The organism is Nodularia chucula CCY0103 (genome assembly GCF_963923915.1).
In the GTDB taxonomy this organism is placed as follows: domain Bacteria; phylum Cyanobacteriota; class Cyanobacteriia; order Cyanobacteriales; family Nostocaceae; genus Nodularia; species Nodularia chucula.
In genome coordinates this window covers 1-13,738 of sequence record NZ_CAWUOL010000062.1, presented here as the reverse complement: position 1 = coordinate 13,738, position 13,738 = coordinate 1, and the positions used below count along the sequence as shown (strand labels likewise).

Below are 13,738 nucleotides of genomic sequence, written 5' to 3'. Positions count from 1 at the left end.
TTCCCCAGTTTCTCACATTTTCCCTCACTGCTTTGCTGGTGGCGCACCCGCAATAAATCTACTTAAAGGATCGCATTCAACTTCTGCAACGGTATTTATCGCTTCTACTTGACTGAGAGGGATTCTACCACTTATTTCAGATATCGCTATTGGTTCAATCCGACAAGATTTTTCCAGATAATATCCTTGACGATTAGAACTTGGACCATTCCAAATACTCAGTAAATTTAATTCATATCCAGATTCGATATTAGTCACACGCGCCTCTACACGCCATAAATTTCTTTCTTCATACTCTCCTAGTGTCTGATTGATAACTTGATTTCCCAACCTTCTCACTTCATCAGTAACATCTATTAACCATCTTTCCACTTGTGACCAAGGGGTTTGATTTAATTCTTCTTCTACTCGAATTTGCAAAGTATCTAAAATTGTCACCCCATTTTTAGGAATTTGTTGGACTTCTGTTTCTCCTGCTGGTGCTTCCTCTGTTTCTATTTGTGGTTCTACAATTCTTACCACAAAATTACTTCGCTCAAAATTATCTGTGAGTAAACTGGGATATTGTACTAACCAATTATCTATGACAAAGTAAAACTGAAGCCAGCAACTAATTAGCATACTAGTACCCAATAAAACTATAACTTTTTTCCTAACTTCTGGTTTAGGAAGTTTCGCTTTTGTACTAGTATCAGTACCTTCAACAAATTCAGGAACTGCGGTAATAATTGCCGAAAATGTCGGCCATAGGACAATTGTCCTGGATGTAATCATATTTTCTGGATTACTAAATGCAAAAACACTCACCAAAAAACCAGTTATTACTGCTCCCACCGGCATAAAAGTTCCCGGAACTCTTAAAGGGTCTTCTGTGGTGTACCAAGCTGTACCAGCAATTAAAAATAACCACCCTAGAAAGGCAATAATAGTTCGGACATAACCCGCAGATAAAAGTGAAAAAACCCAGGAAAAAACACTTAAATAAATAAAGGTTTGCCATGCATAAGCTTTGGGGGGAAGAAATATTTTTTTAGATCCCTCATAAATCCCCGCAAAGAAACTTAAAAATCCCAAGACATCTTTTAATAAACTTTGCACCTTCACGCCTCCAATTTTTTATTTTCTGCTCAATAATATAATCAGGCTAATAGCACTGTAACTGAGAGAGTTTGCTATTAATATAGTAGTCACTAAATTAGTATTTTGTAATCTAGAAATGCTGTTGCGTCGCCATTTTAAACGATTATTTTCGGGGTTGTTGGCATATATTGCTTTTAAATTTTCCTTTAAGGAGATTATTAAGAATTTTAACAGGAAAAATTTCATAAAAAATGTAATAAAAAACATAACAAATGCTGTAAACAGCAAGAATGATTGTGTCCCTTGGTTGCGGAAATTATGAAAGAATACATAACTAATTAATTCTGCTTTGAGATTGATGGGTAATATTGGCTCAATGCTAAAAAATATTATCCAACCAATGGTACTGGAAAAAAGGTTTATGGATATAGCATAAAATGTACTAGTTTGTTTATCGAATTTTAGTTTCCTGTTTAAAACGTATGCTTCTATGGGAATAGCAATTAGTAAAAACAAAAATTCAAACAACATAGCGCCGATAGGCAGAACTTTAGGGATAGCAAAGTTTTCAATTCCAAGCATAAATTACTCTAGTTGGGGGTTTAGGGAAATTAAGTCAGTGGTTACAGCCAGACAGGGTTTGTATAAAAGTGATTTTTTGTCGTCACACATATTATCTTTTTGATACTATAGCCTGTTAGCTTTCCTCTGTCGGGGTATATCAGTGGTTATACTACTGAGAGGCTTTTGGTTTTCAAGGTAAAATTGGAGATTGCCACGTTACAGCTTTTCAAGAGATGACAAGGAACGGCATCGGTATTCGCACGGCGCAAGTGCGTCCTGAGCGGCTCACAGGCCAAATTCACGTTTATGACGGTGTGGGAAAAGGGAAGTCTCAAGCGGCTTTAGGGGTAGTGTTACGCTCTATAGGGTTGGGAATCAATACCCCAGGGGACTCAGGCCGGGTTCTACTGTTGCGGTTTTTAAAGGGTCCAGAGCGTGATTATGATGAGGATGGGGCGATCGCCGCTTTACAGCGAGGGTTTCCCCATTTAATTGATCAGGTGCGGACTGGGAGAGCAGAATTTTTTGGACATGATCAAATTACCCTGTTTGATAGAGAAGAAGCAGCACGGGGTTGGGATGTGGCCAAAGGTGCGATCGCCTCTGGTTTATATTCAGTTGTGGTTTTAGATGAAATTAACCCAGTTTTAGACTTAGGTTTGCTACCAGTGGATGAGGTGGTACGGACATTACAATCCAAACCCCACGAATTAGAAATCATCGCCACCGGACGAGCCGCACCGCAAAATTTGCTGGATATTGCCGATTTACACTCAGAAATGAAACCCCAAGACCATCCCAGAGCTAAAGAATTGTTTTTAGAGGGGATTGAAATTTATACTGGGGCGGGGAAAGGTAAGTCAACTAGTGCATTAGGGAAAGCATTAAAAGCTATTGGGAGGGGAATCAATCATCCTGGTTCTACCCGTGTGTTAATTATGCAATGGCTCAAAGGTGGTAGTGGCTATACAGAAGATGCGGCGATCGCCGCTTTACAGCAATCATACCCGGAAGTAGTAGATCATCAACGTTGTGGGCGAGATGCCATTGTTTGGCGCAATTCTCGTCAAGAAGCCGACTATATAGAAGCTCAAAGAGGATGGGAAATTGCTAAAAGTGCGATCGCCTCTGGACTCTATAAAACCATTATTCTTGATGAACTCAACCCCACAGTAGACCTCGAACTACTACCCATTGAACCCATAGTGGAAGCCTTACTCAACAAACCCCGCGACACGGAAGTAATTATTACTGGTCGCTGTCAACAACAACCAGCCTATTTTGATTTAGCCAGCGTTCACTCTGAGGTATACTGTCACAAACATTATGCCAATCACGGTGTAGAACTCAAACGCGGAGTAGATTTTTAAACACTTACTATGGAGAACAGCAATTTACTTGACTTAATTACAGGGGGACTTGCGATCGCTATTCTTCTAGGGGGGATGTTAATGATGTTTACTACTGTCTTTACCACCAAGAAGAGGAAGAAATAGGGAGTGTGGGGAGTGTGGGAGGTGTGGGGAAAGATTGTTACTTCTCAATACCCAGTCCCCAGTCCCCAGTCCCTAGTCCCCAGTCCCTAGTCCCCAGTCCCCAGTCCCTAGTCCCCAGTCCCCAATCCCCAGTCCCCAGTCCCTACTCCCCAGTCCTTCTAATCAATTGGTGATTTTTGACAGTACCAATCACTTGGTGAGGTGTGCTTGATTCCGCCCCCTGGGTTGCATAAATCCAAGCATAGCTAGAGGGTGGTAATTCAGTTATTGAGTTTACCTGTCCCCCATGAATGGGAGTATAAAAATTCAGTAGTACCGCAGTTTTTCCGTCTATCTGGATAAAATAAATTGGGTGATTTTGCAGAATTGTGGCGATCGCAGGTTGTTGTAAAAAAACTCTCACCTCTGGATTATAGTCACCCAATAAACCTAAACCGCTAGCCACAGCTAAGGCTAACCAACAAGGAATCAACCAACCCGCCAACCAATACTTAAACTGGTAACGACCAAGCCACACTATGGGCAGAATTAACCAAGCACAGCCCATAATTAAGCCCACTATGCCATACTTGCGAATCTCCTCATTATCAACAACCATCCCTGCTAGCACTAATAAAATGCCCAATGCACCAAAGCCATAGCTGAGATAACCCGCCACTGGCTGATTTTTACCATTTACCCAGTTAGACTGATTTTCTCGATAATCTTCGCTTTTAATGGCTGGGCTTAAATACAAATTCTCAGCAAACCAACTTAAACCCACCGCCGCCAGCATAGCTATAAACGGATAAAGACACAAACTATAGTGAGATAAACGAGTGGAAAAAATACTCAATTCTCCAAATAGTGTAATGGGGAAACCAACTAATATTAATTGGTAGCGAGGTAGGGGACGACGCAGCAGCAATACTAAGCCCAAAATACCAAAAAAGAACCAAGGAAAGGCTTTGATTGGGACATTCCAGAAATAAAATATGATGCCATTACCACTACGCTCATTTGAGCCTAACTGTAAGACAAACCTAACTAATTCTTGATAACTATCACTGCCATAACGCATCCAATTTAGCCACAGCCAAACCGATGTGGGAATTAAACCCACCACAAAACCTAAATATAAACTAGGGTTGCTCAGATGACGATGGCGGCGATGTTCTGCAATTAAATAAGGTAATAAAGCCACAATAGGCAAAATAATCATAAAACTTCTGATTAAAAAGCCCAAACCTAAACTTAACCCAGCAATAAAACTCCATAAATATCTATATTTATCATGTAATTCTGCTTGCAGTAAGGCAAAAATAGCTAACAATACTAAAAATATCATCGGCACATCTGGCGTACCCAATCGGCAATATTGCAACCAGAGAAACTGCACACTTAAAATTAAACCTGCTAACCAAGCTATGTTTTGACTCAGGATAATTTTACCGATTTCATAGATGAGTAATAAGCTGAAAATACCAGCAATCATACTGGGTAGCCTAATACTAGTTTCGCTAATGCCAAATAACTGATAGGAGATAGCTATTAGCCAATAGGGGCCTGGGGTTTTATGATGCACAGTTCCCCAAGGCGCTATCCAATCACCAGATTCAAACATCACACGCGATCGCCTGGCGTAAAGCCCTTCATCATGAGCCATGACGCTATTTTCCCCAGAACTTAATAGCAGTAACGGCAGTATCCACAAGAGTAAACTGAGATAAGGGAATAGACGTAATCTAAATAGCATGGAATTAATCTTGATTCTCTCCTCTCTTTTATTCTTTAGATTCAATAGAATACAGAATATTATCTAAACTTACTGAATATAATCTTTTATGATCCTCAAACCAGATCAACGCCAGAAATTAGACGATACAGACGACCAGCTATTTTACGACTATCCCCGATTCGTTACCCATGTAGATGCAGGATTTATTCAACAGTTAACAGATTTATATGGCGATCGCCTGCAACCAAACACCCGTATCCTAGATATAATGAGCAGTTGGGTCTCCCATCTCCCCGCAGAAATGGAATTTGCTCACATTGAAGGACACGGACTCAACGCCGCAGAATTAGCCCGGAATCCCCGCTTAAATAATTATTTTGTGCAAAACCTGAATCAGCAACCACAACTACCCCTACCAGACCAAAGTTTTGATGCTGTTCTCAACTGCGTTTCTATCCAATATATTCAGTATCCAGAAGCCCTATTTGCCGAAATTTATCGTATCCTCAAACCAGGAGGTCTGGCAATTATCAGCTTTTCTAACCGAATGTTTTTCCAAAAAGCTATTCAGGTTTGGCGCGACGCTTCCGAAAAGACTAGGGTGGAATTAGTCAAGCACTATTTCGCCTCAGTTCCCGGATTTACAGCCCCAGAAGTAATTGTCAATCAATCCACAGTCCCAAATTTTTTACAGTGGTTAGGTGCTGGGGGAGGAGACCCATTTTATGCTGTAATAGCACACCGCATGGCTCAAAGTTGAAATATCAGGAACATTAAAACATGAAATTCCCGCGCATTTCTCGAATTTTCGCTAGTTTATTGCTGTCAGTTTTATTACTCACCACCGCCTGTACCCCCGACGCACCCGGTCGTTTTGACCAAGTACAGCAGGAAAGCACCCAACAACAAAGAGGTCAAGCAGTCGTCAAAGATGCTACTCAGGGAGGAGAATTTAATAAATTCTTTCCTGCTGCTGGTGATGGTTACGAGAGAGTATTTACCCAAGAAAAACAAGGTTTTGCCGAAGCAGTCTTAAAAAGAAACGGTCAAAACTTAGCCATGTTAGCTATTTTCGACACCATCAGCACACCCGCCACAGCAGAGAACTATAGCAGCAGCACCACCCAAATTGCAGGTTATCCAGCGCGGGAAATTGGCAACACTCAAACAGCAGTATTGGTAAATAATCGTTACCAAGTCAAAGTATTATCCCGTGATCCGTCCTTTACCGCCAGCGATCGCGCCGCATGGATTGCCAAATTTAATCTCAATGGTTTAGCCACATTGCAATAGCTGTAACTATCCCCGATTAAATCAATCAACAGTAAAAAGTTATCACACCTACTTATTTAGTGATAACTGTGAACACCCCAAGGAGAAACCTGTGAACAAACCAATTTTTGAATTAGTTGATGAACTTCCCACCAGTGGCTTGACCGTTTCCATGTTAAAGTCCCTGGATTTTGTCGCTCCGGGACAGTGGCACAATACCGTGGGCTTTGTCAACACCATCAAGACCGTCACCCATGAAACTGATGAAGCTTTAATTCAGCAAATTGGTGAACGCGCCATTTATCTTTACAACGACAAATCCCAAGGATACCAAAGAGCAATGTGGCTTTATCAAACCGTAGATAAAACCGATAAAGCCTTGGGTGCAGCAGCCTTCGCCAACAAAGTCGGTGAAAAAATTCCCCTCTTGGGTTTTTTAAACAAAATGACCCCCAAAGCCGACAAAGCCCAAACTATTGATTTGTGCCTAAAATTAGTAGTGGAATTAGTCGCCTTCTGTCAAATTAACGGCATTCCCGGAGACAGCATCGGCGATTTTGTCGCCTCCTTGGGCGAGTATAGTGGTGAATCTTTAATTCGCATGGTAGCGTTGGTTTGCGTTGATGGTTTAATACCACTGGGGCCAAACTTTATTGATAGCGCCTTATCAGCATTAAATCAGATGAATCCCCAGGAATTACAACAAAACTCCACCTTCCAAGGTATTCAAGATGCAATTCCCGGTGACAGTGCTGGCGCTAAATTGAACTTTATCAGCGAAAGTTTTGACTCAGTGAAAGGTTGGATGGGTGGCATAGTTACCCAAAATAACTTAACTCCGCAAAAAGTAGTGAGTAACTTGCAAAGTTTTGTGCAACTCGCCGACGATAAATTAGATTATCTCGCCGCATTTTTGGATGTAGCCACCAATTACTACGAACACACAGGGACTCAAACCTTAGCACGTCGCTTAATTGAACGAGCTGTAGCGGAAATTTAATGGGGACTGGGGACTGGGTATTGGGTATTGGGAAGAGGCAGGGGGGCAGGGGTGCAGGGGGCAGGGTGCAAGGGAGAAAGATTTTTAGTTTCCAATACCCACACTCCCCACACCTCCCACACTCCCCACACTCCCCACACCCCATTTGCCGAAAATATAACTTTTTGCCGCATAAATTATCATATTTAACGTATATCTTCAGGGCATAATAAGCTAAAGGCAAAATACCCTGAGAGTTGCTGTAATGTCAGTGCTATCTAATACTAGATTTACTATTCCTGGATATCGGATTATCGAGCAGATTTATTGCAGCCATAAAACCCTAGTTTATCGAGCCATCAGAGAAACAGACCAAAAAGGTGTGATCCTCAAACTGAAACGGAATGAATGCCCGACATTCAGAGAAATTGCTCAGTTTCGTAATCAGTACATCATCAGTAAAAACCTGGATATTTCTGGCATAGTCAAACCTTTAGCCTTAGAAAATTACTCTAACGGTGATGTTTTAGTCATGGAGGACGTGGGCGGTATATCCCTCCAAGATTGGTTAGCTGGGAAAACTCAGCAACCGGGAAATGGTTTAGCCCTCAGAGAGTTTTTTGCTATTGCTATCCAAATAGCATCTACTTTAGAGCAACTACATAGCGGTAGCCTTCCCCAGGAAAAAAATCGCATCATTCATAAAGATATTAAACCCGCTAACATCATCATTCGACCCCAGACTCTAGAAGTTAAACTGATAGATTTCAGTATTTCTACTGTACTACCTAGAGAAATTCAATTTCTGACGAATCCCAATGTTTTAGAAGGGACTCTAGCTTATATCTCCCCCGAACAAACAGGAAGAATGAACCGAGGGATTGATTACCGCAGTGATTTTTATTCTTTGGGTGTGACATTTTTCCAACTCCTTACAGGTCAATTACCCTTCACGACCACAGACCCGATGGAGTTAATCTATTGTCACATTGCTAAACAACCACCCACAGTCACCGAAGTTAATAGTCAGATTCCCCCCACACTGTCTGCAATTATCAGGAAACTGATGAACAAAAATGCCGAAGACCGTTATCAAAGTGCTTACGGACTTAAACATGATTTAGAACAATGTTTGCAGCAGTGGGAAGCAACCGGAAATATTACCAGTATTCAATTAGGACAAAAGGATATATCTGACCGTTTCTTGACTCCAGAAAAACTCTACGGACGGGATGCAGAAGTCAAAAAACTACTTGCAGCTTTTGACCGCGTTAGTAGTGGGACAACAGAAATTATTTTGGTGACAGGATTATCTGGTATTGGCAAAACAGCCGTAGTTAATGAAATTCATAAACCAATTTTGCGACAACGTAGTTATTTTATTAAAGGTAAATATGACCAGTTTAAACGAGGGATTCCTTTATCGGGATTTTTGCAATCTTTTAGGGACTTAATTACACAAATTCTTTTACAAACAGATACTGAAATCTCCCAATGGAAAGCTAAAATTTTGGCGGTGTTGGGTACACAAGGTCAAGTAATTACTAATCTGATTCCCGAACTGGAACTAATTATTGGTAAACAACCTGATGTGGCAGAATTATCTAGCACTGCTACGGAAAACCGCTTTAATTTATTATTGCAAAGATTTATCCAAGTTTTTATGAATAAGGAACATCCTTTAGTGATATTTTTGGATGATTTGCAATGGGCAGATGCTACATCTTTGAAATTTATTCAATTATTACTCAGCGCTAGCAATAATCAAGATTTTCTGAATTTTAGTTCTGGCTTAAAAAATCAACCTGGTCTATTAATTATTGGTGTTTACCGAGAAAATGAAGTTAATCAAACACATTCCCTGTCTTGCGCTCTCAAAGAAATCAAACAACATGGCGCTATTATCAGTAATATCAGATTAACACCCTTAAGACAAGCTCATTTAAATCAGTTAATTGCTGATACTTTGCTCTGTGGAGAAAATGAGGCGATCGCACTCACACAAATGGTGTTTACTAAAACTAAGGGAAATCCTTTCTTTACACATGAATTTCTCAAGTTTTTATATCAAGAGGGATTATTGAAATTTGATTTTAAATTAGGATATTGGCAATATGATATAGATAAAATTCAGGTATTAGCCCTCACAGATGACGTGCTAGAACTGATGTCAATTCAACTTATGAAATTGCCAATAGCCACTCAACAACTGCTAAAATTAGCAGCTTGTATAGGTAATGAATTTGACTTAAATACTTTAGCTATTGTCAATGAGCAATTAACCGCAGATGTAGCCAACAATTTATGGCCAGCTTTACTACAAGGTTTGGTTTTCCTGGAAGGCGAAATGTCTCATACAGTAGCCAAATATCCTGATGAAGAATTAGTTAAGTATAAATTTATTCATGACCGTGTACAACAAGCTGCTTATACTTTAATTCCCGCAGCTAAAAAAGCGGAAATTCACCTGAAAATTGGGCAATTATTGTTAAAAAATACGGCAATATCTGAAATAGAAAACATCATTTTTGAAATAGTCAATCAATTTAATATCGCTATACCCACAATTCACCTGACAGCAGAACGTCAAGAGTTGGCGGAAATGAATTTATTTGCTGGACGTAAAGCGTTAGCATCAATGGCTTACCCCTCCGCCTGGAAGTATCTAACTACGGGAATTAATCTACTTACAGATGATAGCTGGTTAACAGAATATGAGCTAACTTTCTCTTTATATGAAACAGCTATAGAGGTAGCATATTTAGCCTGCAAGTTTGAGGAGATGGAACAATTAGCTGAGATATTTTTAGCAAAAGCTAAAACCGTACTAGAGAAAGCCAAAGTTTATCAAATCAAAATTCAAGTTTATACATCTCAGAATCAATTGTTGGATGCGATCGCCATTGCCCGGCAAGTATTAGAATATTTTGGGATAAATTTTCCAGATTCCCCCACTCTGAGTGATGTCGGGACAGCTTTTGCAGAAACCACAGCATTACTGGCGGATAAAACTTGTACGGATTTACTCAACTTACCATTCATGACCGATGAAAAACAACTGGCAATTATTCGCATTTTATCTAGTATGGGTGCTGCGACCTATATTGCCAATTCATTATTATTCCCACTAATTGTTTTTTCACAGGTTCAGTTATCCATTAAATATGGAAATGCTCCTTTATCTTCTGCTTTTTATGTAGGTTATGGAATCCTATTAATTCGGATTGAAAACAATATTGCAGCAGCAGATGAGTTCGGTAATTTAGGACTGAAGCTAATTGATCAGTTTAAGCTGACAGATATTAAAGCTAACATCTTATATCTTTTAGGATCATTAATATTTCATCTCAAGCATCATATTCGAGAAACTCTGCCAATTTTGTTAGAGGGTTATCACATTGGATTAGAAACAGGAAATTTTGACTATGCTAGTTGCTGTATACACGCTAGATGTCAAAATTCTTATTTAATTGGTCGAGAATTAACAACTCTAGAAGCAGAAATTAAAGAATACATTCATATTCTCAGAAATCTTAAGCAATCGCACATAGTCCAATATTGTCAAATACATTGGCGGAGTATTAAGTATTTGTTAGGCAGTTCTGATGATGGTGATAATTTTCTCACGAATACAGCCGAAGAAGATATATTATTAACAGTGCTAACTCAGGCAAATGATATTAGTGGCTTGAGTTATTACTATGTATATAAATTTATGATTTGCTATTTATTTGGTAAGTATATTGGATATCAAGAAAATTCTCTAAAAATTAAAAAATATCTTTCAGGAGATCATGAAATGATTACCCTCCCTGTATTTTATTTTTATGATTCCCTGACAGCTTTAGCTATATACCCCACGGAGGAAAATGAGCAAGATAATTTAATGCAGCAGGTGGCAGATAACCAAGCAAAATTACGACAATATGCAGATCATGCTCCTATGAATTATCTTCATAAGTTTTATTTAGTAGAAGCTGAAATACATCGGGTAAATGGTGAATATTTGCCAGCAATGGAATTATATGATCAAGCTATTGCTTTATCCCAAGAACATGAGTATCTTAATGAAGAAGCTCTCGCTTATGAACTGGCGGCTAAATTTTATCTCGAATGGGGAAAAAACAAGATTGGTCAAACTTATTTAGTTGATGCTTACTATGCTTATATTCGCTGGGGAGCAGCAGCTAAAGTTAATGATTTGGTGAAACGTTATCCCCAATTGCTCGCTTGTACACTACAACCAAAACATTATACTCTCCCTGAAATAGACAACACTGTTGATACTATTGATCAATCTATATTAACTTCTACTTCTAACATAAGTATTTCTGACTCTTTAGATTTGGCTGCTGTCATTAAAGCTTCTCAAGCACTTTCTGAGGAAATAAAACTGGATAAACTGCTTTCTACCATCATGGAAGTTGTGATGGAAAATGCGGGAGCGGCTAAATCGGTGCTGATGATGACTGAAGATGAAGAGTTACCGTTAATTGTCACTGCTGTTGCTTGTAGTTCTAATTCTGGAAATATCACGACATATTTTCCATCAGTGAGCTTAGAAGTAAGTGCAGATGTCCCTATTACTTTGATTAAATATGTCAAACGGACTTTAGAGGTATTTGTGAGTGATGATGGTACAACTGAAAGATTCCTAGCAGAAGATCCCTATATTCTCAGTCAGCAACCGCAAAGTTTGTTATGTATTCCCATTATCAATCAAGGTAAATTAATGGGGATTATTTATCTAGAAAATCATGTCACTACAGGAGCATTTCCACGCGATCGCATTGAAGTTCTTAAACTCTTGACTACTCAAGCTGCAATTTCTTTAGAAAATGCAATACTATATCATAGTTTAGCACAATCTAATCAACAATTAGAGGCAAAAGTAGAGAAACGTACCCAAGAAATTTACGAAAAAAATCAAAGTTTACAACAAGCACTGGCGGAATTACAAAGTACCCAAGCTCAATTAATCCAAAGTGAAAAAATGTCTTCTTTAGGGCAAATGGTGGCGGGAATTGCTCATGAAATTAATAATCCTATCAATTTTATTCACGCTAATATTGAACACGTGAATCGATATGTGGAAGATTTATTAAATTTCATCACTATCTGTCAGCAAAAAGATTTTGATTTAGTAACAAAGAAAGCCGCAGAAATTGACTTGGATTTCCTCTGTGAAGATTTACCGAAAATTATCGAGTCTATGAATGTAGGTAGTTCCCGGATTCAAAATATTGTTTTGGGATTACGCAACTTTTCCCGCTTAGATGAAGCTGAAATGAAAGCTGTGGATATTCATGCAGGTATCGATAATACTTTAATGATTTTAGAACATCGATTGGAATGCACTAGTAATGGTCCCAAAATTCAAGTGATCAAAAATTATGCGGAACTACCGAAGGTGACTTGTTTTGCTAGTCAAATCAATCAAGTATTTCTGAATATCTTAAATAATGCCATTGATGCTTTAAAAAAATCATGCACTCACGGAGAAACCGCAGACAATCCCATCATTAATATTTCCACTGAAATTATTGATGGTGATCTCTTACGAATTACCATTGCTGATAACGCTGATGGGATGACACCAGAGGTACAGCAAAAAATATTTGACCCATTTTTTACTACTAAGACAGTGGGAAGTGGTGTGGGTTTGGGATTGTCTATTAGTTATCAGGTGGTAGTTGTTCAGCACCAAGGACGGTTAACTTGTAATTCTACTCCGGGAAATGGTACAGAATTTTTTATTGAGATCCCATTATCTGCTAAAGAGGTAAATTTAAATTAGCGGCGATCGCCCAAAAGTAAGGTTGAAAAATTGCTAAGTTTTCCAATTCGTCAAATTTACCTGTAACCGAGGCTGGTGCAAAAGCTGTAGTCATGACATACAAAGCCTCACCATCAAAAGCCACATGACTAATATGTAACTCTTGGACTCCACCTTCTGCCCTAATACCAACAAAACCATAGCGTATTCCCTGAAGTTTACCAAGGGGTGCTGGTTCTGGTGGGTAGGCGGAAAAGTTAACTTGGTTATTTACTGTGTTTTGACGGGATTCTAAAAAAGTAGCGTTCACATCTGTAACCCAAGCCTGGAGTGCTATTAATAACTTGCTTTGGTATTCAGGACTGTCGGATTTTAATTCAGAATTGGCTGATATTCCGGCATCCTTGAGATTTTTTTGGAAGTTGGGATGATCACTAAGGGGATAAACTTCCATTTCTACAGTTCCTAAGAGTTCTCCCTGAAAGGAAATACACAACAGGGGTGATTCACCGTTACAAGGTGTGACTGTCCATTCTTTCGGGGTAGGTGTTTTCCCCAAAATTTTATTCCAAGTATTTTCTTGAGCGAAATTGATGGGAATTTCTTGGGTAGTCAGGGGATAACTGGTAGGGGTTGTAGTTGTTACAGGAATGGGATTTTCTTCTACTCCAGGAGAATTTTTAGGGAGAAGAGTTTTGATTCCCACGGGTGCTAATAATGCTAATGAAATAATTCCTAGAAATAGATGATAAACGCGTAACATTTTCAGAAAGTGGGGATTGGGGATTGGGGATTGGGAATTGGGGATTGGGGATTGGGGATTGGGGATTGGGGATTGGGGATTGGGGACTGGG

General features: G+C 39.3%; 9 protein-coding genes. 5 read left to right on the top strand and 4 right to left on the bottom strand.

Annotated features, from left to right (window positions below; translation table 11 throughout):
* Positions 1-24: 24 nt before the first annotated feature.
* Positions 25-1,098 (bottom strand): septal junction protein FraD, encoded by a 1,074-nt coding sequence (gene fraD / locus ACM0OP_RS16230; protein ID WP_414529458.1) that lies wholly within the window; start codon positions 1,096-1,098, stop codon positions 25-27.
* A gap of 18 nt (positions 1,099-1,116) precedes the next feature.
* Complete coding sequence (fraC, locus tag ACM0OP_RS16225) at positions 1,117-1,662, bottom strand: filament integrity protein FraC (RefSeq protein WP_414529457.1); 546 nt, start codon at positions 1,660-1,662, stop codon at positions 1,117-1,119.
* Positions 1,663-1,877: 215 nt separating this feature from the next.
* On the opposite strand from fraC, the gene ACM0OP_RS16220 reads away from it, so the two are divergent.
* Positions 1,878-3,014, top strand: coding sequence for a cob(I)yrinic acid a,c-diamide adenosyltransferase (locus tag ACM0OP_RS16220; RefSeq protein ID WP_414529456.1), 1,137 nt, complete (start codon positions 1,878-1,880; stop codon positions 3,012-3,014).
* Positions 3,015-3,282: 268 nt separating this feature from the next.
* On the opposite strand, the gene ACM0OP_RS16215 is transcribed toward ACM0OP_RS16220, so the two are convergent.
* Positions 3,283-4,875, bottom strand: a complete 1,593-nt coding sequence (locus tag ACM0OP_RS16215; RefSeq protein WP_414529455.1) for an ArnT family glycosyltransferase — start codon at positions 4,873-4,875, stop codon at positions 3,283-3,285.
* Between the two features lie 88 nt (positions 4,876-4,963).
* On the opposite strand from ACM0OP_RS16215, the gene ACM0OP_RS16210 reads away from it, so the two are divergent.
* From ACM0OP_RS16210 to ACM0OP_RS16195, 4 genes are all read left to right on the top strand, one after another.
* On the top strand, positions 4,964-5,617 hold the full coding sequence (locus ACM0OP_RS16210) for a class I SAM-dependent methyltransferase (RefSeq protein WP_414529454.1): 654 nt from the start codon (positions 4,964-4,966) through the stop codon (positions 5,615-5,617).
* 20 nt (positions 5,618-5,637) lie between these two features.
* A complete protein-coding gene (locus tag ACM0OP_RS16205; protein ID WP_414529453.1) occupies positions 5,638-6,150 on the top strand; it encodes a hypothetical protein in 513 nt (170 codons plus the stop codon).
* 91 nt (positions 6,151-6,241) lie between these two features.
* Entirely contained in the window at positions 6,242-7,129 is an 888-nt protein-coding gene (locus ACM0OP_RS16200) for a hypothetical protein (RefSeq protein ID WP_414529452.1), read from the top strand.
* A 244-nt stretch (positions 7,130-7,373) separates the two neighbouring features.
* Positions 7,374-12,905, top strand: coding sequence for a trifunctional serine/threonine-protein kinase/ATP-binding protein/sensor histidine kinase (locus ACM0OP_RS16195; RefSeq protein ID WP_414529451.1), 5,532 nt, complete (start codon positions 7,374-7,376; stop codon positions 12,903-12,905).
* On the opposite strand, the gene ACM0OP_RS16190 is transcribed toward ACM0OP_RS16195, so the two are convergent.
* Positions 12,883-13,738: hypothetical protein (locus ACM0OP_RS16190; RefSeq protein WP_414529450.1), on the bottom strand; the 856-nt coding region annotated here is incomplete at its 5' end. The genes ACM0OP_RS16195 and ACM0OP_RS16190 overlap by 23 nt on opposite strands.

Bases quoted from the DNA above. Each gene is read 5' to 3' on its own strand.
- fraC (WP_414529457.1), bottom strand. From the start codon at position 1,662: ATGCTTGGAATTGAAAACTTTGCTATCCCTAAAGTTCTGCCTATCGGC.
- ACM0OP_RS16220 (WP_414529456.1), top strand. From the start codon at position 1,878: ATGACAAGGAACGGCATCGGTATTCGCACGGCGCAAGTGCGTCCTGAG.
- ACM0OP_RS16215 (WP_414529455.1), bottom strand. From the start codon at position 4,875: ATGCTATTTAGATTACGTCTATTCCCTTATCTCAGTTTACTCTTGTGG.
- ACM0OP_RS16210 (WP_414529454.1), top strand. From the start codon at position 4,964: ATGATCCTCAAACCAGATCAACGCCAGAAATTAGACGATACAGACGAC.
- ACM0OP_RS16205 (WP_414529453.1), top strand. From the start codon at position 5,638: ATGAAATTCCCGCGCATTTCTCGAATTTTCGCTAGTTTATTGCTGTCA.
- ACM0OP_RS16195 (WP_414529451.1), top strand. From the start codon at position 7,374: ATGTCAGTGCTATCTAATACTAGATTTACTATTCCTGGATATCGGATT.